Origin of the sequence: Xanthomonas sp. AM6 (assembly GCF_025665335.1) — a bacterium.
Lineage (GTDB): Bacteria > Pseudomonadota > Gammaproteobacteria > Xanthomonadales > Xanthomonadaceae > Xanthomonas_A.
In genome coordinates this window covers 4201660-4225512 of record NZ_CP106869.1, presented here as the reverse complement: position 1 = coordinate 4225512, position 23853 = coordinate 4201660, and the positions used below count along the sequence as shown (strand labels likewise).

Annotated in this window: 25 protein-coding genes; 10 read left to right on the top strand and 15 right to left on the bottom strand. The window is 71.1% G+C overall.

Annotated features, from left to right (window positions below; translation table 11 throughout):
• The 5 genes from OCJ37_RS18080 to OCJ37_RS18060 form a co-directional block, all read right to left on the bottom strand.
• Complete coding sequence (locus OCJ37_RS18080; protein WP_263111076.1) at positions 1 to 1017, bottom strand: 3-oxoacyl-[acyl-carrier-protein] synthase III C-terminal domain-containing protein; 1017 nt, start codon at positions 1015 to 1017, stop codon at positions 1 to 3.
• A 108-nt stretch (positions 1018 to 1125) separates the two neighbouring features.
• Positions 1126 to 1572, bottom strand: coding sequence for a GNAT family N-acetyltransferase (locus OCJ37_RS18075; protein WP_263111075.1), 447 nt, complete (start codon positions 1570 to 1572; stop codon positions 1126 to 1128).
• 81 nt (positions 1573 to 1653) lie between these two features.
• Positions 1654 to 2355 carry a glycosyltransferase gene (locus OCJ37_RS18070; protein WP_263111074.1) on the bottom strand — a complete coding sequence of 234 codons (702 nt, stop codon included), beginning with the start codon at positions 2353 to 2355 and terminating at the stop codon, positions 1654 to 1656.
• Positions 2356 to 2453: 98 nt separating this feature from the next.
• Positions 2454 to 3449 (bottom strand): aldo/keto reductase, encoded by a 996-nt coding sequence (locus tag OCJ37_RS18065; protein WP_263111073.1) that lies wholly within the window; start codon positions 3447 to 3449, stop codon positions 2454 to 2456.
• A 227-nt stretch (positions 3450 to 3676) separates the two neighbouring features.
• Positions 3677 to 4759, bottom strand: coding sequence for an aldo/keto reductase (locus tag OCJ37_RS18060; protein WP_263111072.1), 1083 nt, complete (start codon positions 4757 to 4759; stop codon positions 3677 to 3679).
• A 109-nt stretch (positions 4760 to 4868) separates the two neighbouring features.
• Here OCJ37_RS18060 and OCJ37_RS18055 point away from each other — a divergent pair, with 109 nt between their 5' ends.
• Entirely contained in the window at positions 4869 to 5771 is a 903-nt protein-coding gene (locus OCJ37_RS18055) for a LysR family transcriptional regulator (protein WP_263111071.1), read from the top strand.
• Positions 5772 to 5852: 81 nt separating this feature from the next.
• On the opposite strand, the gene OCJ37_RS18050 is transcribed toward OCJ37_RS18055, so the two are convergent.
• The gene (locus OCJ37_RS18050; protein ID WP_263111070.1) at positions 5853 to 6422 is read right to left on the bottom strand and encodes a flavodoxin family protein; all 570 of its coding nucleotides are present in this window, start codon (positions 6420 to 6422) and stop codon (positions 5853 to 5855) included.
• A gap of 111 nt (positions 6423 to 6533) precedes the next feature.
• Positions 6534 to 7442 (bottom strand): LysR family transcriptional regulator, encoded by a 909-nt coding sequence (locus tag OCJ37_RS18045; RefSeq protein ID WP_263111069.1) that lies wholly within the window; start codon positions 7440 to 7442, stop codon positions 6534 to 6536.
• 188 nt (positions 7443 to 7630) lie between these two features.
• On the opposite strand from OCJ37_RS18045, the gene OCJ37_RS18040 reads away from it, so the two are divergent.
• The 3 genes from OCJ37_RS18040 (at position 7631) to OCJ37_RS18030 (ending at position 11457) form a co-directional block, all read left to right on the top strand.
• Positions 7631 to 8437, top strand: coding sequence for a DODA-type extradiol aromatic ring-opening family dioxygenase (locus OCJ37_RS18040; RefSeq protein ID WP_263111068.1), 807 nt, complete (start codon positions 7631 to 7633; stop codon positions 8435 to 8437).
• A gap of 106 nt (positions 8438 to 8543) precedes the next feature.
• On the top strand, positions 8544 to 9788 hold the full coding sequence (locus tag OCJ37_RS18035; protein ID WP_263111067.1) for a putative DNA modification/repair radical SAM protein: 1245 nt from the start codon (positions 8544 to 8546) through the stop codon (positions 9786 to 9788).
• Between the two features lie 208 nt (positions 9789 to 9996).
• A complete protein-coding gene (locus tag OCJ37_RS18030; RefSeq protein WP_263111066.1) occupies positions 9997 to 11457 on the top strand; it encodes a UdgX family uracil-DNA binding protein in 1461 nt (486 codons plus the stop codon).
• Between the two features lie 30 nt (positions 11458 to 11487).
• On the opposite strand, the gene OCJ37_RS18025 is transcribed toward OCJ37_RS18030, so the two are convergent.
• Entirely contained in the window at positions 11488 to 12156 is a 669-nt protein-coding gene (locus OCJ37_RS18025; protein WP_263111065.1) for a class I SAM-dependent methyltransferase, read from the bottom strand.
• A gap of 229 nt (positions 12157 to 12385) precedes the next feature.
• Here OCJ37_RS18025 and OCJ37_RS18020 point away from each other — a divergent pair, with 229 nt between their 5' ends.
• The 3 genes from OCJ37_RS18020 to OCJ37_RS18010 all read left to right on the top strand — a co-directional run bounded on the left by OCJ37_RS18020 (position 12386) and on the right by OCJ37_RS18010 (position 16001).
• Entirely contained in the window at positions 12386 to 14023 is a 1638-nt protein-coding gene (locus OCJ37_RS18020) for a Na+/H+ antiporter (RefSeq protein WP_263111064.1), read from the top strand.
• Between the two features lie 272 nt (positions 14024 to 14295).
• Positions 14296 to 15243: an ABC transporter ATP-binding protein gene (locus OCJ37_RS18015; RefSeq protein WP_263111063.1), complete on the top strand. Its 948-nt coding sequence runs from the start codon at positions 14296 to 14298 to the stop codon at positions 15241 to 15243.
• Positions 15240 to 16001, top strand: coding sequence for an ABC transporter permease (locus OCJ37_RS18010; protein WP_263111062.1), 762 nt, complete (start codon positions 15240 to 15242; stop codon positions 15999 to 16001). Before OCJ37_RS18015 ends, OCJ37_RS18010 begins: the two co-directional genes overlap by 4 nt.
• A 352-nt stretch (positions 16002 to 16353) precedes the next feature.
• Here OCJ37_RS18010 and OCJ37_RS18005 read toward each other — a convergent pair whose 3' ends face one another.
• Positions 16354 to 16596 (bottom strand): DUF3297 family protein, encoded by a 243-nt coding sequence (locus OCJ37_RS18005; RefSeq protein WP_145705076.1) that lies wholly within the window; start codon positions 16594 to 16596, stop codon positions 16354 to 16356.
• A gap of 145 nt (positions 16597 to 16741) precedes the next feature.
• Between OCJ37_RS18005 and OCJ37_RS18000 the strand changes: the two genes are divergently transcribed.
• A complete protein-coding gene (locus tag OCJ37_RS18000; protein ID WP_263111061.1) occupies positions 16742 to 17287 on the top strand; it encodes a DUF6630 family protein in 546 nt (181 codons plus the stop codon).
• 704 nt (positions 17288 to 17991) lie between these two features.
• Here the strand turns inward: OCJ37_RS18000 and OCJ37_RS17995 are convergent.
• Complete coding sequence (locus OCJ37_RS17995; RefSeq protein ID WP_263111060.1) at positions 17992 to 18276, bottom strand: DUF4031 domain-containing protein; 285 nt, start codon at positions 18274 to 18276, stop codon at positions 17992 to 17994.
• A gap of 9 nt (positions 18277 to 18285) precedes the next feature.
• Positions 18286 to 18852: a hypothetical protein gene (locus OCJ37_RS17990; RefSeq protein WP_263111059.1), complete on the bottom strand. Its 567-nt coding sequence runs from the start codon at positions 18850 to 18852 to the stop codon at positions 18286 to 18288.
• 185 nt (positions 18853 to 19037) lie between these two features.
• On the opposite strand from OCJ37_RS17990, the gene OCJ37_RS17985 reads away from it, so the two are divergent.
• Entirely contained in the window at positions 19038 to 19991 is a 954-nt protein-coding gene (locus OCJ37_RS17985; protein WP_263111058.1) for a hypothetical protein, read from the top strand.
• A gap of 77 nt (positions 19992 to 20068) precedes the next feature.
• On the opposite strand, the gene motB is transcribed toward OCJ37_RS17985, so the two are convergent.
• The 4 genes from motB to msrB all read right to left on the bottom strand — a co-directional run bounded on the left by motB (position 20069) and on the right by msrB (position 23262).
• Entirely contained in the window at positions 20069 to 21307 is a 1239-nt protein-coding gene (gene motB / locus OCJ37_RS17980) for a flagellar motor protein MotB (protein ID WP_263111057.1), read from the bottom strand.
• A 7-nt stretch (positions 21308 to 21314) separates the two neighbouring features.
• On the bottom strand, positions 21315 to 22169 hold the full coding sequence (motA, locus tag OCJ37_RS17975) for a flagellar motor stator protein MotA (protein WP_263111056.1): 855 nt from the start codon (positions 22167 to 22169) through the stop codon (positions 21315 to 21317).
• A gap of 157 nt (positions 22170 to 22326) precedes the next feature.
• Positions 22327 to 22656: an MliC family protein gene (locus OCJ37_RS17970; protein WP_263111055.1), complete on the bottom strand. Its 330-nt coding sequence runs from the start codon at positions 22654 to 22656 to the stop codon at positions 22327 to 22329.
• Positions 22657 to 22797: 141 nt separating this feature from the next.
• On the bottom strand, positions 22798 to 23262 hold the full coding sequence (msrB, locus tag OCJ37_RS17965) for a peptide-methionine (R)-S-oxide reductase MsrB (RefSeq protein WP_263111054.1): 465 nt from the start codon (positions 23260 to 23262) through the stop codon (positions 22798 to 22800).
• A 133-nt stretch (positions 23263 to 23395) separates the two neighbouring features.
• Between msrB and OCJ37_RS17960 the strand changes: the two genes are divergently transcribed.
• Positions 23396 to 23815 carry a hypothetical protein gene (locus OCJ37_RS17960; protein ID WP_263111053.1) on the top strand — a complete coding sequence of 140 codons (420 nt, stop codon included), beginning with the start codon at positions 23396 to 23398 and terminating at the stop codon, positions 23813 to 23815.
• Positions 23816 to 23853: the final 38 nt, after the last annotated feature.

Here is a 23853-nt window from a genome sequence, read left to right as displayed (position 1 = left end):
TCAGTACCGCAGCACCGCGCCGCCGAACGCCAGCCCGGCGCCGGAGCCGACCAGGCCGACCAGGTCGCCGCGCACGATGCGGCCGTCGGCGATGGCCTGGTGCAGCGCGCCGGGGATCGAGGCGGCCATCTGGTTGCCGCGGGTGCCGATCACGTTGACCAGCATGTCCGTCGGCAGCCGCAGCGCGGCCTGCAGATGGCGCAGCGCCTTGGCGCTGGCCTGGTGCGGCACGATCCGTTGCAACTGCGCCAGCTCCACGCCGGCCTTGTCCAGCAGCCGCTGCAGGAACCCGGGCAACTGCGCGGCGGCGAGGCGATAGGTGGCGCGCCCGTTCATTTCGAACAGCGAGCCGGCGCGCAACGCCTCCACGCCGTGTTCCAGGCGCAGGCGGGTGCCGCCGGCGCGGACCCGGCAATGCGCGATGCCTTCGGAATAGGTTTCCAGGTGCGCGGCCAGCAGTTGCGAGCCGCTGCCGGTCGTGTCCGCGCCCAGCACCACCGCCGCGGCGCCGTCGCCGAACAGCGGCGCGGTATCCATGTCCTCGTCGTTGAGGCCGACGCTGGCGATCTCGCTGGACACGATCAGCACGCGCCGGTAGCGGCCGGCGGCGATCGCGCAGGCGGCCAGGTCCAGCGCGGCGACGAAGCTCAGGCAGGTGGCGTTGACGTCGAAGGCCGCCAGCCCGCTGCCCTGCAGGCCCAGCCGCGCGTGCAGCAGCGCCGCGCTGCACGGGATCGCCTGCTCCATCACGCTGCAGGCGGAGATCACGCAATCGACCTCGCGCGGTTCCAATTGCGCCGCCGCCAGCGCCGCGCGCGCGGCGCGTTCGCCCATCAGCGAGGCCGGTTCCTCGGCCCCGGCATAGTGGCGCACGCCGACCCCGGCATGGCGCAAGGTCCAGCCGGCAGGCTTGCCCCAGCGCCGGTCGAAGCTTTCCGAGGCCACCTGCCGCGCCGGCAGATAGTCGCCCGTGCCGAGGATGCGCACCGCGATGGGCCTGCTGGGTTCGACGGTCATGCGAAAGCTCGCGCAAGGGGGGCGCAGCGTACTGCCAGCGGATCGGCGCCGGCAACCGCGCGCCGGAAGATCGCGTCGCTGCCTGCCGCTGGCGACCTCAGACGGTCCTCAATCGCGCAGCAACCTGGCGAAATACTTGGGCGCTTCGACGAAGCCTTCCCGCCGGTAGAAGGCGTGCGCCCGTTCGCGCCGGCGATGGCAGTGCACCTCCAGGCGGTCGCAGCCGCGCTGCCGCGCCAGGGCCTCGCCCTCCGCCAGCAAGCGCTGCCCCACGCCGGCGCCGCGCGCGCGATCGTCCACGCAGAAATAGCTGATGCGGCCTATGTCGCCGGCCAATGCCAACTGCGGCAGAAAATGCAGCGACAACACGCCCACCACGTCGTCCCCTGCGGCGGCCACCAGCAAGGCCTCGTCCGGATGCGCCAGGAGCTGCGCCAGGCGCGCCTCGATGAAGCCCTCGGTGCCGGGATAGTCCAGCGCCGCCATCAACGCCACGATGGCCTGCCGGTCCGCCATCACCGCGTTCCTGATCTCCAGCTTGCCGTTCTCGCCCATGTGCAGATGGTAGAAAGCCGCCCGAATGCGGCGCAACCGCTTTGCAGGCCCACCCAACCCGTATGGGAATGGACGGCGCGCCTAGCGGCCGCGGCGCTGCCCGTACCAGAAGCCCAGCGCATCGCGCGAGCGCAGCATGCCGCGGCCGCGGCGCAGCAGTTGCAGCAGCAGGCCCAGGTGCTCGCGCTTGCTGAAGCTGCGCAGCTTGCGGTCGGAGGTGTGCACCGGCTCGCGCAGGATCACGAAGCGGCCGTGCCGCGCCAGCGCGCGGCTCAGCGCCACGTCCTCGCCAGCGTAGTAGCGCTCGTCGAAACCGCCGGCGGCGGCGAAGGCGCTGCGCGTGCAGAACAGGAAGCAGCCCGGGGCGATGCCGGTGCGGCGGAACAGCCAGCCGAACAGGACTTGCGCCATGCGCTCGTGCCAGGCGATGTCGCCGAGCAGCTGCACCTGCGCGCCGCCGCCGACCGCGCCGGTGTGCAATGCGCGCAACGCCGCCGCCAGCACCGGCGTGTTGACGCGGGTGTCGGCATCGACGAACAGCAGATAGCGGCCGCGGCTGGCGGCGGCGCCGGCATTGCGGGTGGCGGCGATGTGCCGCAGCTGCACCTCCAGCACCTGCGCGCCGTGGCGGCGCGCGATCTGCGCGGTGTCGTCGCTGCAGGCATCGGCCACCACCAGGGTTTCGAAGTCCAGGTGCAGCGCCTGTGCGGCGATGTGCAACGACGCCAGGGTGTCGCCGATCAGGGCGGCTTCGTCGTGGGCGGGGACGATGAACGAGATCACGTCCGGCATCATGCGACGCCGGCGCGGCGCGGGCAAATCGGCCCGCGCCGCGTGCCGGCCGGCCGCAGGCGCGGCGCGGCCGGGATCGACCCTGCGGCTCAGCGGCTCAGCGTCGCCATCATCGTCGGCGGGTAGCGGGTGCCGGCGGCGGCGTCGGCCGGGAAGATCGCCTCGATCTGCGCGAGATCCTCGGCGCTCAGCGTCACCTGCAGCGCGCCCAGGTTCTCTTCCAGGTAGGCCAGGCGCTTGGTGCCCGGGATCGGCACCAGGTCCTCGCCCTGCGCCAGCACCCAGGCCAGCGCCAGCTGGCCCGGCGTCACGCCCTTGGCCTGGGCCAGCGTGCGCACCTGTTCCACCAGCTGCAGGTTGCGCGCGAAGTTCTCGCCCTGGAAACGCGGCGAGTGGCGGCGGTAGTCGTCGGCGTCGAAGTCCTCCGGCGAGCGGATCGCGCCGGTCAGGAAGCCGCGGCCCAGCGGCGAGTAGGGCACGAAGCCGATGCCCAGCTCGCGCACCGTGTCCAGCACCTGGTCGCTCTCCGGATCGCGCGACCACAGCGAATACTCGCTCTGCAGCGCGGTGATCGGGTGCACCGCATGCGCGCGGCGGATGGTGCCGGCGGCGGCCTCGGACAGGCCCAGGAAGCGCACCTTGCCCTGTTCCACCAGCCGCGCCATCGCGCCCACGGTGTCCTCGATCGGCACGTTCGGGTCCACCCGGTGCTGGTAGTACAGGTCGATGTGGTCCACGCCCAGGCGCTGCAGGCTGCCCTCGCAGGCGGCCTGCACGTACTCGGGGCGGCCGTCGACGCCGCGCACGCTGGGATCGTTGGGATCAAGCTTGATGCCGAACTTGGTGGCCAGGAACGCCTGCTCGCGGCGCCCGGCCAGCGCCTTGCCGACCAGCACTTCGTTGGTGTGCGGGCCGTACATGTCGGCGGTATCGATCAGGGTGACGCCGTGCTCCAGCGCGGCGTGGATCACTGCGATCGAGGCGGCGTCGTCGCTGCGGCCGCCGTAGAACGCGCTCATGCCCATGCAGCCGAGGCCGAGGGCGGACACGCGGGGGCCGTTGCGGCCGAGGGTGCGGGTTTGCATCGGGAAGCTCCTGTTGGGAGTGGGGGAGACGTTGGAAAACGGTGCGGCGCGGATGCCGCCGCAGGGGCACGGAGGATGCGGGCGCGGCGCGCCGCGGCGTTATCGCGATCGCGCAGGATGCTTGTCCGATCCTGCAAACGCGCCGTGCCGCGCCGCGCTGCGTGCAGGTGCCGACCATGTCACGGCCGGCGTTCGCGCAGCGTCGGCAACGCATCCGGTCGCGCCGTTCAGCGCGCAGCCGTGCGCGGCTGCAGGCGCGTGCCGCCGGACACCAGCTGCCGCGGCATCGGCAGGCGCACGAACGCATGCGGGAACGGATGCGCCACCGCGCTGACCGCATCCAGCCGCTGCAGTTGCTGCGCCTCCAACTGCAGCTCCAGCGCGCCGAGGTTGTCGTCCAGCTGCGCCAGCGTGCGCGCGCCGACGATCGGGATCGCGCCGCCGCCCGGCCGCTGCAGCAGCCAGGCCAGCGCCACCTGCGCCGGCGAGCGGCCGATCTCCGCGGCGACCTGCTTGACCACGTCGGCGATGTCCAGCGCGCGCTCGGTCAGCATCTCGTGCGCATGCGCGGCATCGCCGCGTTCGGCGCCGGCCTGCCCGTCGGCGGCGCGGCGCTGCACCGCGGCCAGGTCCTGGCGGCTGTACTTGCCGGTCAGGATGCCCATGGTCAGCGGCGACCAGGCCAGCACGCCCAGGCCCAGCGCCTCGGCCATCGGCACCAGCTCGGCCTCGACCGTGCGCTGCGCCAGGCTGTATTCGATCTGCAGCGCGACCAGCGGCGACCAGCCGCGCAGGTCGGCCAGGGTCTGCATCCGCGCCACCTGCCAGGCCGGCGTGTCGGAGATGCCGGCGTAGACGATCTTGCCGGCGCGCACCAGGTCGTCGAAGCCGCGCATCACTTCCTCCACCGGCGTGGTGTCGTCCCAGATGTGCAGGTACAGCAGGTCCAGGTAGTCGGTGCGCAGCCGCTTCAGGCTGGCCTCCACCGACTGCAGCAGGTTCTTGCGGTGGTTGCCGCCGCCGTTGGGGTCGCCGGGGAAGGGGTTGAGCGTGTACTTGCTGGCGATCACCAGGCGGTCGCGGCGGCCCTGGGCGAACGTGCCGAGCAGGGTTTCGGAACTGCCGTTGGTGTAGATGTTGGCGGTGTCGATGAAGTTGCCGCCGCGTTCGACGTAGCGCGCGAACAGGCGCTCGGCCTCGGCGGCGTCGGCGCCCCAGCCCCAGTCGTTGCCGAAGGTCATCGTGCCCAGCGAGATCGGGCTGACACGCAGGCCGGAGCGGCCGAGCAGGCGGTAGTGGTCGAGCGACATGGGAAGCTTCCTGGCAAGCGGTCCGTGACCGCGGGAGGGGCAGGATGCGCCGCTCGACCAAGCCGATAAACTGGCATAGTCCGCATCTTCCTTGAAGCTGAACTTCATAATGGCCGCAAGTCCCCTGCCTGCCGTGGTCGCCTTCGCCCGCGTCGCCCACCACGCCAGCTTCACCCGCGCCGCCGACGAACTGGGCGTCTCGGCCTCGGCCCTGTCGCAGACGGTGCGCACGCTGGAGGCGCAGCTGGGCGTGCGCCTGCTGCATCGCACGACCCGGCGGGTGGCGCTGAGCGAGCATGGCGCGCGCTTCCTGGAGCGGGTCAGCCCGGGCCTGGCGCAGATCGAGGCGGCGTTCCTGGACCTGGACGCGGTGCGCGATCGCCCGGCCGGGCGCCTGCGCATCACCCTGCCGCGGGTGGTCGCCGACCAGCTGGTGATGCCGTGGCTGCCGTCGTTCCTGGCGCGCTATCCGCAGATCGAAGTGGAGCTGTGCGTGGACGCGGCGCTGGTGGACGTGGTGGCCGAGGGCTTCGATGCCGGCATCCGCCTCGGCGAATGCCTGGCGCGCGACATGATCGCGGTGCCGCTGGGACCGATGCAGCGCCAGGTGATCTGCGCCGCCCCGGCCTATTTCCGGCGCCATCCGGTGCCGCAGACGCCGGCCGACCTGGTCGAGCACGACTGCATCGTGCACCGCATGAGCAACGGCCGGCGCATGGCCTGGGAGTTCACCCGCGACGGCCGCGATTTCGAGGTGGAGGTGAACGGCACCCTGGTGTTCAACGACAGCGGCCTGACCCACGCCGCCGCGCTGGCGGGCCTGGGCCTGGCGCAGGGATTCGAGTCGGTGGTCGCGGCCGACGTCGCCGCCGGCCGCCTGGTCCGCGTGCTCGACGACTGGCAACAGCCCTTCGCCGGCTTCTATCTGTACTACCCGGCGCGCGAGCACCTGGCGCCGAAGCTGCGCGTGTTCATCGACCACCTGCGCGCGGCGAATGCGCCGGCCGGGTAACGGCGGCACTGCCTGGCCGGCGCCGGGCGCGCGACGGCCAACTGCGTCGCCACCGTGGCGGTGGCGACGCGGGAACGCGGCTCAGCGCTTGAGCCTGGCCGCGTATTGCGCCACGCGCTGGCCCAGCAGCCGGGCGGTTTCCAGGTCGCCGACGCGCGGCGCTTCCTCCGGCGAGGCGTCCGACGGCGAGATCGCCAGCGCGCCGGCCGAGCCGGCGGTCCAGTTGGTGTCGGCCGGGCCGTGCGCCTTGGTGTTGGCCGGCAGCAGGCCGGTGCCGACCCAGATCTGGCCGTGCTGCTGCGACAGGGTCCAGAAGTAGGCGATGGTGGCGAACTTGTCGCCGTTGACCGAGGCCGAGTTGGTGAAGCCGGCGGCCACCTTGTCCTTCCATGCCTGCGAGAACCACGGCTTGGAGCTGGCGTCGGCGAACTTCTTGAACTGCCAGGCCGGCCCGCCCATGTAGGTCGGGCTGCCGTAGATGATGGCATCGGCCTGGCCGATGGCGTCCCAGGCGGCGTCCGGCAGGTTGCCGTCCTGGTCGATGCGGTACAGCGTGGCCTCGCCGACGCTGGCCGCGCCGGCGTGCACGGCCTCGGCCTGTTTGACGGTGTGGCCGTAGCCGCTGAAATAGACGATCGCGATCTTGCTCATGGCGAATTCCTGGAGGAGGGGAGGAAGCGCGGGCATTGTGCGCATGCGCCGCCGCTTCGATCATCGCCACGCGCAGGATGTTGTGTCCGACCGGCGCCGGCGACCCGCGGGTCAGGCGGCCGCGTCGCCGTGCATCTCGCGCTCGATGCCGACCTCGACCAGGTAGTCGATGAAGCTGCGCACCTTCGGCGCCAGGTGGCTGCGGCTGGCATAGACCGCGTAGACGCCGATCGGGCCGAGCTGGTGGTCGGGCAGCACGCGTACCAGGCGCCCGTCCTCCAGCGCGTCCTGGGCGATGAAGTCCGGCTGCAGCACGATGCCCATGCCGGCGATGGCGGCCTCGCGCAGCACGTCGCCGCTGTTGGCGCGCAGCCCGCCGTGCACCCGCACCCGGGTCTCGCCGTCGGGGCCGTGCAGCGTGATCTCCTCCAGCGGCACGTAGCTGTAGTTCAGGTACTCGTGCCCGGCGAGGTCGGCGGCCAGGCGCGGCGTGCCGGCGCGCTGCAGATAGTCCGGCGAGGCGCACAGGTAGGCCTGCACCTCGCCGAGCTTGCGCGCGATCAGCGTCGGCGTCACCTGACGGGTGATGCGGATCGCCATGTCGTAGCCTTCCTCGACGATGTCCACCAGCCGGTCGGACAGCGACAGGTCCAGCGCCACCTGCGGATAGCGCGCCCGGTAGCCGGCCAGGCGCGGGCCCAGCCGGGCGATGCCGAAGCTGAAGGGCGCGTTGATCCGCAGCGTACCGGAGGGGGTCAGCGCCTGCTCGCCGACCGCCGCCTCCATGTCGTCGAACTCGGCCAGCAGCACCTGGCAGCGCTGGTAGTAGGCGGTGCCGGCGCTGCTCGGGCTGACCCGGCGGGTGGTGCGGTTGAGCAGGCGCAGGCCCAGCCGCTTCTCCAGCCACGCCACCTGCCGGGTGACGCTGGCGGTGGACATGCCCAGCGCCTCGGCGGCGGCGTTGAAACCGTTGCGGTCGACGACGGTGACGAACACGCGCATCGCGTCCAGCGTATCCATTGTTGCCGTTCCCGAAATAGATATCTGGCCGGAGGGTAATTTATCTCCCCATGGGTCGGGAATACCCTGGATTCCTGCGTCATCGGCCGGCGTCGTCGCCCCGGCGCACGGCACGCGTCCTTGCCGACCGCCTGCGGCCGCGTCGCCCGGCAATGCGGTCGCCGCGCCATTCCCATGGAGAACCCGTCATGTCCCGCCTGCCTTCGCTGTACGTCTCCCACGGTTCGCCGATGACCGCGCTGCAGCCGGGCCTGGTCGGCGCGCGGCTGGCCGAACTGGCGGCGGCGCTGCCGCGCCCGCGCGCGATCGTGGTGGCCTCGGCGCACTGGCTGGGGCGGCGGCCGCTGGTCGGCGCGGCGGCGCAGCCGCAGACCATCCATGACTTCGGCGGCTTCCCGCGCGCGCTGCACGAGATGCAGTACCCGGCACCGGGCGCGCCGGCGCTGGCGCACGAGGTCGCCGAGCGGCTCGCGCGCGCCGGCCTGCAGCCGCAGGTGGACGAGCGCCGCGGCCTGGACCACGGCGTATGGGTGCCGCTGTCGCTGCTGTATCCGCAGGCCGACGTCCCGGTGGTGCCGCTGTCGATCCAGCCCGACCTGGGGCCGGCGCACCAGCTGGCGGTGGGCCGCGCGCTGGCGCCGCTGCGCGAGGACGGCGTGCTGCTGGTCGGCTCGGGCAGCATCACCCACAACCTGCACGACTTCGGCCGCTACGCCGAGGGCAAGGACGCGCCGTACGTGCGCCCGTTCATCGACTGGGTGGAGCAGGCGCTGCGGCGCGAGGACCTGCCGGCGCTGCTCGACTACCGCCGCCAGGCGCCGTTCGCCGAGCGCGCGCACCCCACCGACGAGCACTGGCTGCCGATCTACTTCGCGATGGGCGCGGCCGGCGCGGACGGGCTGGGCGCGCAGCGCATCGACGCCGGCATCGATGCCGGCTTGCTGGCGATGGACCTGTACCGGTTCGACGGCACCGCGCAGCGCGCCGCGGCCTGAGCGGATGCCGCGCCGCCTCGGCGCCCGCCTGAGCCGTTCATCGCGGTGAAGCCGAGGGCGCATCGCCGTCTCACAGGCTGAGACGGCCAGCGGGCATCGTCCGCGGGTGAACACCCTGGAAAAGCTCGCCGTGCTCGCCGACGCGGCCAAATACGACGCCTCCTGCGCCTCCAGCGGCGCGGACAAGCGCCATTCGCTGCGCAGCGGCGGCATCGGCAGCACCGAGGGCATGGGCATCTGCCATTCGTACACGCCCGACGGCCGCTGCGTGTCGCTGCTGAAGATCCTGCTGACCAACTTCTGCGTGTTCGATTGCGCGTACTGCGTCAACCGCGTCTCCAGCAACGTGCGCCGCGCGCGCTTCGCCCCGGCCGAAGTGGTGAAGCTGACCCTGGATTTCTACAAGCGCAACTACATCGAGGGCCTGTTCCTGTCCAGCGGCATCATCCGCAACAGCGACTACACGATGGAGCAGCTGGTGGAGGTGGCGCGGCAGCTGCGCGAGGAACACCGCTTCGCCGGCTACATCCACCTCAAGACCATTCCCGATGCGGCGCCGGAACTGCTGGCCGCGGCCGGCCGCTACGCCGACCGGCTCAGCATCAACGTCGAGCTGCCGACCGAACAGGGCCTGGCGCGGTTGGCGCCGGAAAAGAACGTCGGCGGCATCCGCGCGGCGATGGGCGAGCTGCGCTGGCGCATCGAGGAGAGCAAGGAGGCGCGCAAGGCCGAGAAGACGATCCGGGCCAAGCCGCCGCGCTTCGCGCCGGCCGGGCAGAGCACGCAGATGATCGTCGGCGCCGACGGCGCCGACGACCGCGCGATCCTGCGCACCAGCCACAACCTCTACGGCAACTACCGGTTGCGGCGGGTCTACTACTCCGCGTTCAGCCCGATTCCCGATGCCTCGTCGAAGCTGCCGCTGCAGGCGCCGCCGTTGCAGCGCGAGCACCGGCTGTACCAGGCCGACTGGCTGCTGCGCTTCTACGATTTCTCGGTGGAGGAGATCGCGCCGGAGGCGGCCAGCGGGATGCTCGATCTGGACGTGGATCCGAAGCTGGCCTGGGCGTTGCGGCATCCGGAGCGGTTTCCGGTGGATCTGAACACGGCGGCGCGGGAGATGGTGTTGCGGGTGCCGGGACTGGGGACGCGCAATGTGGAGCGGTTGTTGCTGGCGCGGCGGCATGCGCGGTTGCGGGTGGAAGACCTGGCGCGGTTGCGGATGCCGATGAAGAAGGTGCTGCCGTTCGTCAGTGTGGCCGATCATCATCCGCGGCGGCGGTTGGACGATCCGCAGCGGTTGCGGGCGCAGTTGGCGCCGGCGCCGCGGCAGGGTGGGTTGTTTGATTGACTGGGTGGGATGGTGGTGGTGCGGGAGCTGGGGTGTTGCGATGGTGGCAGCAACAGCAACAGCAACAGCAACAGCAACAGCGGTTGCGGTGGCGGGTGGGGTGCTCCCTGCGAGCGGGTGATCGAGCGTTCGCCGATGCGCCGGATCGGTGAGCCGGAGGGCGTGGCGGTGGTCGGTTCTGGGGTTGGCTGGAAGCGGGGGGCGGGCGGTGTTTCAGGCTGAAGTGGTGCCGGGGTGGAGTCTGGAGGCCTGGCGGGCGGCGGCGCGGGCGGGGTGGTGCGCGCAGGTGGCGCCGGAGAGGTTGGTCTGGGATGCGGATGCGCAGGGCGGTCTGTTGGCCGGGGTCGATGTGGGGGCGTTGCCGGCGGTGGTGCCGCCGCCGCGGGTATCGGCGGAGTTCCTGGCGTTGGCCGGGGCGGTGCTGTGCCATCGCGATCCGCAGCGGCATGCGGTGTTGTATCGGTTGCTGTGGCGCATCGCCGCGGGCGAGCGGGCGCTGTTGCAGCGGGTCACCGATGCCGATGTGCATCGGGCGCAGCAATGGGCGCAGGCGGTGCGCCGCGACAGCCACAAGATGAAGGCGTTCGTGCGCTTCCGCGAGGTGCCGGGCGAGGCGGAGGCGTTCGTCGCCTGGTTCGAGCCGGAGCATTACATCGTCGATCGCGTCGCGCCGTTCTTCGCGCGGCGTTTCGCCGGCATGCGCTGGGCGATCCTGACGCCGTACCGCAGCGTGCGCTGGGATGGGGAGGCGCTGCAGTTCGGAGCCGGGGCGTCGCGCGACGCGGCGCCGGCCGACGACGCGCAGGACGCGCTGTGGCGCACCTACTACGCCAACATCTTCAATCCGGCGCGGCTCAATCCGACCATGATGCGCCAGGAGATGCCGCAGAAGTACTGGAAGAACCTGCCGGAGACGCGATTGCTGCCGGGCCTGATCCGCGAGGCCGGGCAGCGCGTGCGCGAGATGGCCGAACGCGCGCCGGCGCCGGTACGCCGGCGCATTCCCGCGCCGCCGCCGGCGCCCGCGGTCGACGCCGGCGACAGCCTGGAGGCGCTGCGCGCGGCCGCGCGCGACTGCCGCCGCTGCCCGCTGTGGCAGCCGGCCACGCAGACCGTGTTCGGCGAAGGCCCGGGCGATGCGGCAGTGATGGTGGTGGGCGAGCAGCCCGGCGACGAGGAGGACCTGAGCGGGCGGCCGTTCGTCGGCCCGGCCGGGCGCCTGTTCGATCGCGCGCTGGGCGAGCTGGGCATCGCCCGCGCCGGGCTGTACGTGACCAATGCGGTCAAGCATTTCCGCTTCGAGCAGCGCGGCAAGGCGCGGCTGCACCGCAATCCCGAGCGCGCGCAGGTCGAGGCCTGCCGCTTCTGGCTGGCCGGCGAGCTGGCGCGGGTGCGCCCGCGCATCGTGCTGTGCCTGGGCGCGACCGCGGCGCGCGCGGTGCTGGGCAACGGGTTCGCGCTGATGGCGCAGCGCGGGCAGTGGCAGGCGCTGGCCGACGGCCCCCGCGCCCTGGCCACCGTGCATCCGTCGTGGGTGCTGCGCCAGGGCGGCGGCGAGGCGGGCGCGGCGGCCTACCGCGGGTTCGTGGACGACCTGCACGCGCTGGCCCAGGCCGCGGAGACCCCGCGCACCGCCGCGGCGGACGCTGCTGCGCAGCGGGGCCGCTGAGCGCACGCGCGGCGCCGTCCACGCGGCGGCCTACAGGCGCTGCAGCACGTAGCTGTTCTCGAACCCGTGCGCGCAGCCGAGCACGTGGAAGGCGTTGAAGTAGCCGGTGGCGCGGAGCAGGTCCACCGCCGGGCCGACTTCCGGGGAGTGCTGGTGGTCGCCGTAGTCGTCGAACACCACGAACCCGCCGCTCACCACGCTGGGCCCGTACAGCAGGAAATCCAGCAGCACGTTGCGCCCGGTGTGCCCGCCGTCGATGTGCAGCAGCGCCACCTCCGGCTTCATGTTGAAGAAGTGCTGGGCGCAGAATTCCGAGTAGCCGCGGATGAACTGCGCATTGGGCAGCAGCAGCTGGCGGTAGTGGTTGAACTCCTCGAACTGGTTCGGCAGCGCGAACGGGTCCAGCCCGATCACCCGGCGCTGGCGGTTGCTGACCTCGTTCATCAGCACCAGCGACTTGCCCTTCCACACGCCGATCTCCACCAGGTCGCCGGGGACGCCTTCCAGCAGCAGGCACAGATAGCCCAGCAGCCGCACGTGGTCGTGGAAGGACAGCTCGCGCCGCGGCATCGCGTGCTCGGCCGGCAGGCTCGCCTGGGCCTGCTCGAAATGCTGGCCGATCAGCGCCCAGATCTGCGACACGTTGTCGCTGACCGTCGGGTCGTCGATGAAGGCATTGAGCTGTTGGATGGTCAGCATGGCGTCTCCGGCGGCGTTGCGCCGGTTCGGGCGCGGACAGGGATGGGCGATACTAGCGCGTGCCGTGTTCCATGGCCTGCGCGGCAGGCCCGGTTGCAACGGCCGCCGCGCCGCCGCCTAAACGCCGCGCGCTGCGGCCACTGGACATCGCGCCTGCGGTGCGCTTTGCTTGCCGCTTCCCCCATTCATGGCGCGCTGCCGTCGGCGCGGCGCCGCCGTCCGGACGAGCATGCATTCGATCGAAGTGGTGTTGGCGATGTTGCTGGCGGTGGTGGCCAGCGGCTATCTGGTGCGCATGCTGCCGTTCTCGCTGCCGTTGCCGCTGGTGCAGATCGGCCTGGGCGCGGTCATCGCCGGGGTGTTCAAGAAGGGCTACGCGCTGGAGCCGGAACTGTTCTTCCTGCTGTTCCTGCCGCCGCTGCTGTTCCTGGACGGCTGGCGCATCCCCAAGCAGGGCCTGTTCCGCGACAAGGGCGCGATCCTGGAACTGGCGCTGGGGCTGGTGGTGTTCACCGTGGTCGGCGCCGGCTTCCTGATCCACTGGATGATCCCGGCGATGCCGCTGGCGGTGGCGTTCGCGCTGGCCGCGGTGGTGTCGCCGACCGATCCGATCGCGGTGTCCTCGATCGCCTCGCGCGCGCCGATCCCGAAGCGGCTGATGCACATCCTGGAAGGCGAATCGCTGCTCAACGACGCCTCGGGCCTGGTCTGCTTCCAGTTCGCGGTGGCCGCCGCGGTCACCGGCACGTTCTCGCTGGCCGACGCCTCGCTGACCTTCCTGTGGGTGGCGCTGGTCGGCGTCGCCGCCGGCATCGGCGTGACCCTGGGCGCGAGCCTGGCGCAGCGCTGGATCTGGCGCCAGGTCGGCGAGGAGCCCGGCGCGGCGATCCTGGTCAACCTGCTGCTGCCGTTCGCCGCCTACCTGCTGGCCGAGGCGATCAACGCCTCCGGCATCCTCGCCGCGGTCGCCGCCGGCATCAGCATGAGCTACGTGGAACTGAGCGGCCGCGCGCCGGGCAGCATGCGCGTGCAGCGCTCGGCGGTGTGGGACATGGTCCAGTTCACCCTCAACGGCATCATGTTCGTGCTGCTCGGCGAGCAGTTGCCGGGCATCGTGCAGGGCGCGGTGCACAACATCGACGAGGCCGGGCACCTCAACCCATGGTGGCTGCTGGGCTATGCGCTGGCGATCTACGTGGGCCTGCTGCTGCTGCGCTTCGTGTGGGTGTGGCTGTCGCTGCGCTGGAACCTGCTCAAGGCGCGGCGCCGCGGCGAGTCCGGGCGCAGCCCGCCATCGCGGATCATCGTGGCCACCTCGCTGGCCGGGGTGCGCGGCGCGATCACCCTGGCCGGCGTGCTGACCCTGCCGCTGGCGCTGCCCAACGGCGCCGCGTTCCCGGCGCGCGACCTGGCGATCTTCCTGGCCAGCGCGGTGATCGTCACCTCGCTGCTGGTCGCCAGCGTGGCGCTGCCGCGGCTGCTGCGCGGGCTGGAACTGCCGGAGGAACCCAGCGACCGCCTGGAGGAGGACCTGGCGCGGCGCGAATCCTCGCGCGCGGCGCTGGCGGCGGTGGAGACGCTGCGCCAGCGGCTGGTGCAGGACAGCGAGCACGCCGACCTGTACAACGAGGCGGCGATCCGGGTCAGCGCCCTGTACCAGCGCCACCTCGACCACGGCGAGGCGATGGAGAGCGACCCGGAAGAGGCGCGGCGGCTGGACGACGTGCTGCGCCAGCTGCGCCACGCCGGGCTGCAGGCCGAACGCCAGGAACTGTTCAAGCTGACCCGCCAGCGCAGGATCTCCGACGAGATCGCGCGCCGCCTGATCCGCAATCTGGATCTGCTGGAGGCGCGGCGCAAGAGCTGAGGGCTGAGGGCTGAGGGCCGGGATTGGGGATTGGGGATTGGGGATTGGTAAGGCTTCGGTGCCGGAGGGTTGGCCGGCTGGCGGGCGCGGGGCTTGCCATGCTCGCGACAACGCCGCTGCTAGGCTCGAGTCCCCAATCCCCAATCCCGGCCCCACACTGTCCCGTACACGGGAGACTGCTTCCGTCCATCGGGGTTTATCGAAGCGGAACGGACCTCTACCCTGTCGGACGTTCGTCGCGGTGGTTCCGGTTCGCCGCGCAAGGAGTTCGTGTGTCGCCGATCATTTCCGTGCAACAGCTCACCAAGACCTACGCCGGCGGTTTCCAGGCGCTGAAGGGCATCGACCTGGACATCCAGCGCGGCGAGATCTTCGCCCTGCTCGGGCCCAACGGCGCCGGCAAGACCACGCTGATCAGCGTGATCTGCGGCCTGGTCAATCCCAGCGGCGGCCGGGTGCTGGCCGACGGCCACGACATCGTCCGCGACTACCGCGCCGCGCGCGCCAAGATCGGACTGGTGCCGCAGGAACTGGCCACCGACGCGTTCGAGACGGTGTGGGCGACGGTGCGCTTCAGCCGCGGCCTGTTCGGCAAGCCGAAGAATCCCGCCTACCTGGAGCAGGTGCTGCGCGAACTGTCGCTGTGGGACAAGCGCGACAGCAAGATCTCCACGCTGTCCGGCGGCATGAAGCGGCGCGTGCTGATCGCCAAGGCGCTGGCGCACGAGCCCAGCATCCTGTTCTTGGACGAGCCCACCGCCGGCGTGGACGTGGAACTGCGCCACGACATGTGGCAGATGGTGCGGCGCCTGCGCGAGCAGGGCACCACCATCATCCTGACCACGCACTACATCGAGGAAGCCGAGGACATGGCCGACCGCGTCGGCGTGATCAACCGCGGCGAGCTGGTGCTGGTGGAGGACAAGGCCACGCTGATGCGCAAGCTCGGCAAGAAGCAGCTGGCGCTGACCCTGCAGGCGCCGTTGCACGAACTGCCCGCGGCACTGGCCGCGCAGCCGCTGGAGCTGTCGGCCGACGGCGCCACGCTGACCTACACCTACGACGTGCAGGCCGAACAGACCGGCATCGGCACCCTGCTGCGGCAACTGGAGGAACACGGCGTGGAGATCAAGGACCTGCATTCCAGCGAAAGCTCGCTGGAGGAGATCTTCGTCAACCTGGTGCGCCCGGCCGCCGCCGGCGCGGAGGCGCGCGCATGAACCTGCACGCGATCGCCGCGATCTACCGCTTCGAGATGGCGCGCACCTTCCGCACGCTCACCCAGTCGATCGCCTCGCCGGTGCTGTCGACCTCGCTGTACTTCGTGGTGTTCGGCGCGGCGATCGGCTCGCGCATGGGCGCCATCGACGGGATCAGCTACGGCGCCTACATCATCCCCGGGCTGGTGATGCTGTCGCTGCTCAACGAGAGCGTGTCCAACGCCTCGTTCGGCATCTACATGCCGCGCTGGGCCGGCACCATCTACGAGGTGCTGTCGGCGCCGGTGGCGTGGTGGGAGGTGGTGATCGGCTACGTCGGCGCGGCGGCCAGCAAGTCGGTGATGCTCGGCCTGCTGATCTTGCTCACCGCGCGCGCGTTCGTGCCGTACGAGATCGCCCATCCGCTGTGGATGTTCGGCTTCCTGGTGCTGACCGCGCTGACCTTCAGCCTGTTCGGTTTCATCATCGGCATCTGGGCCGACGGCTTCGAGAAGCTGCAGGTGATCCCGCTGATGGTGGTGACCCCGCTGACCTTCCTCGGCGGCAGCTTCTACTCGATCGGCATGCTGCCGCCGCTGTGGCAGAAGATCAGCTGGTTCAATCCAGTGGTGTACCTGGTCAGCGGCTTCCGCTGGGCCTTCTTCGGCAAGGCCGACGTGCACATCGCGGTCAGCGCGGGCATGACCGGGGTGTTCCTGGCACTGTGCCTGGGCGTGGTCTGGGCGATCTTCCGCAGCGGCTACCGGCTCAAGTCCTGAGCCGGCGCCGTTCGCGCGTTGCCGCTGCGACGCCTGCGCGCGGGCAGCCGACGCCGCGACCCGGCGCGGTGGAGCGGCACCCCAAGGACCGCGCCGGTCACGGTCGGGACTGAAGCCTGCCAGCAAGCCGCCAGCTGCAGCCCTTTGCAGGAGCGGCTTCAGCCGCGACAGAAGGAGTCGGTGACTGCGTGTCCCAACCTGCTGCACCGGCGACGCGATACGCCCACCCGACCGCATCCAGGCATACCGCGGCGCGCGGCAGGTGGGCCAACTATGACCACCATGGGCGCATCGATCGCCAACGCGGGCAGCCGCCAGCGCAGGCTGTCGCGCGACCGCGGTGCCTGCGCGATCACTCCTTCTCGAGAAAGTACGCCTCGACCTTGCCGTTGATCTTCATCGTCATCGGATTGCCGCGGCGGTCGCGCGCCTTGCCGACCTGCACGCGGATCCAGCCCTCGCTGACCGAGTATTCCTCCACGTTGTCGCGCTCCACGCCGTTGAAGCGGATGCCGACGCCGCGCGCCAGCGCCTCGGCATCGTGGAACGGGCTCTGCGGGCTGATCGCCAGGTGGTCGGGAGGGGTATCGCTCATCGTCGTGGGTTCGCTTGGCGGCGGACAGCGCCGTCTTCCGGGGGGCGAAGGATAAACGCCCGCGGCGCCGTTGCCGAATTTCGCCGCGCTTCCGTCGCCGCGCCCGGCGCGTCACACTGCGCCTCCCGCACCCCGATCCGCCGCCATGCCCGACAACAGCGCCGACTACGACGATCCCGACGACCTCAGCAGCGACGCGGACGACGACGACCCGGATACCCAGCAGGGCCTGATCTGGAACCTGCTGCTGCTGATCAATCCGGGCGACGAGGAGACCGCGCTGCGCCAGTTCAACGCCTACCGCGAGGCGGCGGGCGAGGCGGAGCACGACGGCGACGGCTGGCTGTGGACGCTGAAGGACGCCATCGACTGGACTTCCGGCTTCTACGTGGACGGCCGCGACGCCGAAGCGCTGATCGGCGCGATCGACGAACTGGCCGCGCGCTGGAACCTGCGCATCGACTGGGGCGGCGACATCGACGACGAGGACTTCCTCGCTGCCCACGACACCGCCTCGCTGCTGGGCGTGGCCTACGACCGCCTGCGCGAGTACGGCTACAGCATCTGGTGCTGGGACACCGGCGGCGACGACCGCGCCGGCTGGATGGCGCTCAGCCGCGACGACGAGGACATGCAACGCCTGGCGGCGATCCTGGGCATCGACCTGCGCCCGGGCAGCGACCCGTTCTAGGCGCCGGCGCAACCAGCGCAGCCAGACGCGGCAGCCTCGGCTGCAGTCGGGGCTGAAGCCCCTCCCACAGTGCACTCAGTGGGCCTGCGCAAATCTTCTGTAGGAGCGGCTTCAGCCGCGACGAACGAAGCCGGTAACGATGACGGCTCCGGCCACCGTCGGGACTGAAGCCCGTCCGACAGTGCACCCAGCGGACTTGCCGTAAATCTCTTGTAGGAGCGGCTTCAGCCGCGACGAACGAAGCGGGTGACGATGACGGCTCCGGCCACCGTCGGGGCTGAAGCCCGTCCTACAGCGCACCCAGCGGGCTCGCCGTAAATCTCTTGTAGGAGCGGCTTCAGCCGCGACGAACGAAGCCGGTGATGATGACCACTCCGGCCGCTGCAGGGCTGAAGCCCCTCTCCAGGGTATCCGGCAGGCTAGCAACGCATCGATAGGATGGCTGCAAGCTGGCCTCCGGCCGGCAGTCTCGGCAATTGGGTCTGGCGCGACAGCGGTTTCGGCAACCGTCGGATTGGCCGCTCTTTTCCACAGTGCCTGGTTTGCTCGCCGCAAGTCCCTGTGGGAGCGACTTCAGTCGCGACGCGCAGAGCCCAAAAGCCGCCAAGGTTCGGCGAAGGATCGAAGCCAGGGGGCCCAGAAAACACGCACACGCCGCCCAACGCCAGCGCCCCATGCACGCGTCCCGGCACGCTCCAATCCACTCACTCGGCCTCGCCACGCGCCTGCGCGCGGGCCTGGCGGATCAGCGCCTTCATCAGTTCGCGATCGGTGTGCCGGGACACCGGCAGTGCCCCCAGGCGGATCGCTTCGTCGCGCAAGGCAGCGGGCACGTCGTAGTGCGCGCCGCTGAGCTTGTTCTGGAAGGCGCGGCGGGGGATGCCCAGCCGCGCCGCCATCGCGTGCAGTTCGTCCAGCGTGTCGGCGAGCAGGTGGCCCCAGCGCTGGCCGCGCCAGGGGTGCACCGCATCGTCGATGTAGACCGCCATCGCGCCCGGTCAGGCCGGCTTGCGCTTGCCGTCGGCGTCCGCGTCGTCGGCGTCCGCCGCGGCAGGTGCCGCCGCGTCGCTGGCGGCCGTGCTCGGGTCCGTATCGGCCGCGTCGTCGCCGGCATCGCCATCGGCGGTCGCGCCGTCTTCGCCCTCGGCCTCGGCTTCGTCGCCTTCGCCCTCGCCGTTGCCCTCGCCCTCGGCGAACTCGGCGACCAGCGCGTCCAGGTACTCGGCCGCGGTCTTGCCTTCGTCGGCGGCGAGGTCGTCGATCATCTGCTGCAGCTGGGTCGAGTAGTCCAGGGTGATGGTGTTGCCTTCCTGCTCCTGCACATTGGCCAGGTGCTTGAGCATCGCCAGCATCGGCACCGGGTTGTCGGCGTTGCCCATGGTCTGGCCGCCGACGGACAGCAGCCATTCGTTGCCCTGCAGGCCGATCGCGGCCAGCACCCGGCCGCTGTCGTCCTGCAGCACGGCGTGGTTGGCGATGGGCAGTTCGCGGCCCAGGCGGGCGAAGGCGCGCTTGGGCTGCTGCTTCTTGCGCTTGTCGCGCTTGGCTTTGGAATGCTTGGACACGGTCGTCTCGTTCGCGGATTGGCGGCCATTGTAACGGGCGCCCGGGCATGACCTTCGGCATGCTTGACTACATTTGTAGGCAAGCCTAGTTTGGCGACAGGTGTAGTCATCCGGTCCGGCGGCGCGCTGCAGGTGCCGCGGTCTCGTGATGCGGAAAAAAGCGCTTGCCGGCGCCGTACGGGCCCATGCCCGGCGACGCAGCCACTACATCGCCCCTTCGCCATGCCTCCAGGAGACGCCTCATGCAGTCGAACACCACACCCCGGCGCCGCGGCGCCGCATTGATGGTCCTGGCCGGCCTCGCTGCCGGTGCGCTCCCGTCCGTGCAGGCCGGCGTCCGGGACACGGCGGCGCACACCGCCGAGCCGGCCGAACCGGCCGTGCCGGCGCCGCCCGCACCTCCCGCACCGCCACCGGTCGTGGCATTCCCGGACCGAAGCGTGCCCGCGCCACCCGCTGCGCCCGCGCCACCTGCGCCGCCCATGCACGCCACCGGTGCGCGTCGCACCAGCAGTTCGAGCATCACCATCACGTCCGACGATCGCCGCAATGCGTCGGTCCTGTTCGACGGCACCGACACCAACATGTACGGAAGCAGCGACGATCTGCGCCAGGCGCGCCAGGCCCGCCGCGGCAACGAAACGCTGTGGTGGATCCGCAGGGACGGCAAGCGCTACGTGGTGCGCGATGCGGCCACGATCCAGCAGCTGAAGGCCGCCTATGCGCCGGTCGCGGCACTGGGCCGGCAACAGGGCGAACTGGGCGAGCGGCAGGGGCGGTTGGGCGAGCGCCAGGGGAGGCTCGGCGAGCGGCAGGGCGCCATCGCGCAGCGCCAGGCGGGCGTGGCGATGGCACAGGCCAGGGAGGCCAGCGAGCAGGCGCGGCGCGCCGCCGGCGGCGACCAGGCCGTTCCCCGGTCGGCCGCGCGCCACGATGCCGCGCACGCGGACATGGCGCAGCAGATGGCCGCGCTGGGAGAACAGCAGGCGGCGCTGGCCGAACAGCAGCAGGTGTTGGCCCGGCAACAGGAAGCGCTGGCGCAGCGCGGGCAGATCGCCAACGCGACGCTGCAGCGCGACGTCGAACGCATCATCCGGGAGGCGATCGCGAAGGGCGTGGCGCAACCGTTGCCGCAATGAACGCGGTGCCGCGGCCACGCGGATGGCCGCGGCCCTCCCGGGCGTTCACATGGCGATAGGCAGCCGCGAGAAGCGCACTAGCGTTGTGCAGGGCTCCCCGCAGCGGCCGTCGCCGTTGCAGTGGCCGCTGCCGGCGCAGCGGTTGCCGCAGCCGGCGCAGCAGTCCGCGGCTTGCCGCCGACGACGCTGTTGACCGCGCGGATCGCTTCGCGGGCCGCATCGGCCGCGGCTTCCGGGGAGGTGGTGCGCGGCGCGGCGACTGTCGCCGTCGCCGGCTTGGTCGCGCCCGCCGCCAGCGCCGCGGCAGTCGCTGCCGCCGTCGGAGCCGTCGGAGCCGGCGCCGTGGCCGCTGCCGGCGAAGGCGCGGCGGGCGCGGCCGCGCCCAGCTCCGGCACCTTGGTGTCGGCGTCGGCCTGCGGCTTGCCCAGCGCCACGGCGTGCGCGCTGCCGGCCAGCGCCGCATCCTCGGCGTCCTTGGTCATCACCACGATGCTGATGCGGCGGTTGATCGGGTTGTCCGGGACCTGCTTGTCGAACAGCACCGACGAGGACAGGCCGACCACGCGCGAGACCTTGTCCTCGCCCATGCCGCCGGTCACCAGCTCGCGCCGCGCCGCGTTGGCGCGGTCCGCGCTCAGTTCCCAGTTGCTGTAGCCGTTCTTGCCGCTGTACTGGGTGACGTCGGTGTGGCCGGTGATGCTGATGTGGTTGGGCACTTCGTTGATGAAGCCGGACAGCTCGTGCAGGATGTCGCGGGTGTAGGGCTTGAGCGCCGCGCTGCCGATGTCGAACATCGGCCGGTTCTCCTTGTCCACGATCTGGATGCGCAGGCCGTCCGGGGTCAGGTCCAGCAGCAACTGGTCCTTGAACGGTTCCAGCGCCTGGCTCTTGTCGATCGCTTCCTTCAGGTCCTGCATCAGCGTTTCCAGGCGCTCCTTTTCCTTCTCGCGCTCGGCGGCCTTGCTCTGCACGTCGCCTTTCTCGCTCTTGCTGCCGAACGGATCCTTGTTGTCGCCGCGCTGCATGTCGGCGGTGCCGCCGAGCTTGATCATCGAGGTGCTGGCACCGCCGGGGCCGGCCATGCCGGGACTCGGCGCCTGGCTCTTGCCCGCCAGCGGGCTGGGGTTGCGGAAGTATTCGGAGATCGCCGCGCGCTGTTCCTTGGTGGTGGCCGCCATCAGCCACAGCACCAGGAAGAACGCCATCATCGCGGTCACGAAGTCGGCGAAGGCCACCTTCCAGGCGCCGCCATGATGGCCGCCGCCCTGGACCTTCTTGACCCGGCGGATGACGACGGTGGCTTTGGTCTCGGGCATGGCGGCGCTACTTGATCGTCTTCAGGTGCGTCTCGAAGTCCGAGAAGCTCGGCCGCACGTTGCTCGGCAGGGTCTTGCGCGCGAACTCCAGCGCGATCTTCGGGTTGTAGCCGCGCAGGCAGGCCAGCAGCGCGGTCTTCACCGATTCGAAGATGCGGCTGTCCTGCTCGGCGCGCGCTTCCATCGCCGCCGACAGCGGCGCGACGAAGCCGTAGGCCAGCAGGATGCCGAGGAAGGTGCCGACCAGCGCGGCGCCGACATGGTGGCCGATCTCCTCGATCGGGCCGCCGATCGAGCCCATGGTGATGACGATGCCCAGCACCGCGGCGACGATGCCGAACCCGGGCAGGCCGTCGGAGACCTTGCTCAGCGCATGCGCCGGCGCCAGCGCCTCGTGGTGGTGCTTCTCCAGCTCCAGTTCCAGCAGCGGCTCGAGCTCGTGCGGCTCGATGTTGCTGCCGATCATCAGGCGCAGGCAGTCGGTGATGAAGTCGAGCAGGTGGTGGTCGGCCAGCACCTTCGGGTAGGTGCTGAAGATGGCGCTCTCGGCCGGCTTCTCGACGTGGTCTTCCAGGGCCATGAAGCCGTCGCGCCGCGCCTTGTTCAGCAGCTCGTAGATCAGGGTCAGCGTGGCCCGGTAGTCCTCGGACTTGTACTTGGGGCCCTTGAACACGCCGACGATGCCGGTGAGGGTTTCCTTGACGATCTTGCCCGGCGTGCTGACCAGGAACGCGCCCAGCGCCGCGCCGCCGATGATCAGCAGTTCGTAGGGCTGCCACAGCGCGCCGAGCTTGCCGTGCGAGAGCACATAGCCGCCGACCACGCTGAGAATGACGACGACGAAGCCAACAATGATGAGCATGGCGGAAGCAGCCTGCGAGCCGTGAACGGGGATACCTCCATTTCGGCCCGGCGGCGGCTTTCTGAAGGCGGCGGCGTCCCGCGCTCGCGTGAAGACGCCCGTGAAGGCGCGCCCGCGGCGCCGCCGCGGCGACGTACGCAGGCGTGCGGCGGCGGCCTCAGCCGGTCATGCCGCTGCCCTGGCGCACGCACTTGAGCGTGTCGCCTTGCCCGGACAGGGCGAGCGTGGCGGTGTCCTGCGGGTGTTCCCAGAACACGTTGCCCAGGGCATCGGCGTAGCGCGCGCCATGGTCGGCATCGACCCGGTGCATGCGCAGGGTGCGGCCGTTCACCCGCAGCGTCGCCTGCTCGCGCGCCGCATCGACGTCGGCCTGCACCGCGCTGTCGCCGCATTGCCATTGCACGCGCAGCGCATCGGCCTGCAGGTCCGGGTCGGTGGCGGGTGCGCCGTCGCGCGGGTGCGGCGTGGTGGTGCCTGCGGACGGCATTGACGGCGGCGCCGTGGCGGTTGCCGGTGCGGGTGCGCGCCCGCACGCGGCCAGCGACAAGGACAGGAGCAGCGAAAACGCCAGGATGGGACGCATGCCGGGGTCTCCTCTCGATGGGCGCGGCGCCAGGCGCGCCGCCGGTCAGGCCGGTTCGGTGTCGCCGCCGCCGCGTTGCAGCGGGTTGGGCAGCGCCTGGCCCTGCTCGGTGAACTGCAGCGACACCGAATTCAGGCAGTGCCGCTCGCCGCTGGGCGGCGGGCCGTCCGGGAACACGTGGCCGAGGTGGCTGTCGCAGCGCGCGCAGACGATCTCGGTGCGGATCATGCCGTGGCTGGTGTCGCGGATCTCGCGCACGTGCGCCGGGTGGTAGGGCGCGAAGAAGCTCGGCCAGCCGGTACCCGAGTCGAACTTGGCGCTGGAGCGGAACAGCGGCAGCCCGCACAGCCGGCAGGTGTAGACGCCTTCCAGCTTGTTGTCCAGGAACACGCCGCAGAACGGCGCCTCGGTGCCGTGCTGCAGCAGCACCCGCCGCTCTTCGTCGTTCAGTCCGGCGACCAGGCGTTCGCGTTCGGCGGAAGTGGGGGGCGTGAGGTCGAATCGGCTCATGGCGGGCGTGCCTTCGCGTCGGAGAGAGTCCATGCACAATGAGGGCGCAGCGGCGACGATCAAGGCGGCGCGTTCACCCCGCGCGCAGATGCCGCGCGCTAGGCTGCACTCCCGAAGTGGAAGGTGGTGTGCCATGTTGATGCCCCGTCTGTGGCTGCTCTCGCTGTGCGCCTTGAGCCCGGCGCTGGCCGCCGCGCAAAGCCTGCAGCCCGCGCCGAAATCGCCGACCGCCACGCGCCAGGCCACCACCGTGCAGCCGGCGCCCGCGCCGGTGTCCACGCGACCGGCGCAAACCGCGCCGACCGCGCCGATCCCCAGCGGTCTGGGCCAGCGTGCGCAGCCGGCGCCGATCCCGCAGCAGGGGCCGTCGCGTCCGGCCGCGCCGGCGTCCACCAGCCCTGCCACGACGCCCGCCCAGGCCAAGGTCTACGATCGGCGCGGGCGGCTGATCCCGGGCGCGGTGCAGGCCGGTCCCAACCGCGTGCTGGATACGCGCAGCGGCCGCTACTACAGCACCGTGCCCAGCGGCGACGGCCAGCGCATCGACGAATAGGCGCGGGCGGCGGCATGGCGTGAACGCGCAGCCAACGT

Coding starts and splice junctions, on each gene's coding strand:
- OCJ37_RS17985 (WP_263111058.1), top strand. CDS start 19,038: ATGCCCGGCGACGCAGCCACTACATCGCCCCTTCGCCATGCCTCCAGG.
- OCJ37_RS18010 (WP_263111062.1), top strand. CDS start 15,240: ATGAACCTGCACGCGATCGCCGCGATCTACCGCTTCGAGATGGCGCGC.
- OCJ37_RS18065 (WP_263111073.1), bottom strand. CDS start 3,449: ATGCAAACCCGCACCCTCGGCCGCAACGGCCCCCGCGTGTCCGCCCTC.
- motB (WP_263111057.1), bottom strand. CDS start 21,307: ATGCCCGAGACCAAAGCCACCGTCGTCATCCGCCGGGTCAAGAAGGTC.
- motA (WP_263111056.1), bottom strand. CDS start 22,169: ATGCTCATCATTGTTGGCTTCGTCGTCGTCATTCTCAGCGTGGTCGGC.
- OCJ37_RS18045 (WP_263111069.1), bottom strand. CDS start 7,442: ATGGATACGCTGGACGCGATGCGCGTGTTCGTCACCGTCGTCGACCGC.
- OCJ37_RS17960 (WP_263111053.1), top strand. CDS start 23,396: ATGTTGATGCCCCGTCTGTGGCTGCTCTCGCTGTGCGCCTTGAGCCCG.
- OCJ37_RS18005 (WP_145705076.1), bottom strand. CDS start 16,596: ATGAGCGATACCCCTCCCGACCACCTGGCGATCAGCCCGCAGAGCCCG.
- OCJ37_RS18025 (WP_263111065.1), bottom strand. CDS start 12,156: ATGCTGACCATCCAACAGCTCAATGCCTTCATCGACGACCCGACGGTC.
- OCJ37_RS18050 (WP_263111070.1), bottom strand. CDS start 6,422: ATGAGCAAGATCGCGATCGTCTATTTCAGCGGCTACGGCCACACCGTC.
- msrB (WP_263111054.1), bottom strand. CDS start 23,262: ATGAGCCGATTCGACCTCACGCCCCCCACTTCCGCCGAACGCGAACGC.
- OCJ37_RS18040 (WP_263111068.1), top strand. CDS start 7,631: ATGTCCCGCCTGCCTTCGCTGTACGTCTCCCACGGTTCGCCGATGACC.
- OCJ37_RS18000 (WP_263111061.1), top strand. CDS start 16,742: ATGCCCGACAACAGCGCCGACTACGACGATCCCGACGACCTCAGCAGC.
- OCJ37_RS18075 (WP_263111075.1), bottom strand. CDS start 1,572: ATGGGCGAGAACGGCAAGCTGGAGATCAGGAACGCGGTGATGGCGGAC.
- OCJ37_RS18080 (WP_263111076.1), bottom strand. CDS start 1,017: ATGACCGTCGAACCCAGCAGGCCCATCGCGGTGCGCATCCTCGGCACG.
- OCJ37_RS18060 (WP_263111072.1), bottom strand. CDS start 4,759: ATGTCGCTCGACCACTACCGCCTGCTCGGCCGCTCCGGCCTGCGTGTC.
- OCJ37_RS18055 (WP_263111071.1), top strand. CDS start 4,869: ATGGCCGCAAGTCCCCTGCCTGCCGTGGTCGCCTTCGCCCGCGTCGCC.
- OCJ37_RS18020 (WP_263111064.1), top strand. CDS start 12,386: ATGCATTCGATCGAAGTGGTGTTGGCGATGTTGCTGGCGGTGGTGGCC.
- OCJ37_RS17995 (WP_263111060.1), bottom strand. CDS start 18,276: ATGGCGGTCTACATCGACGATGCGGTGCACCCCTGGCGCGGCCAGCGC.
- OCJ37_RS17970 (WP_263111055.1), bottom strand. CDS start 22,656: ATGCCGTCCGCAGGCACCACCACGCCGCACCCGCGCGACGGCGCACCC.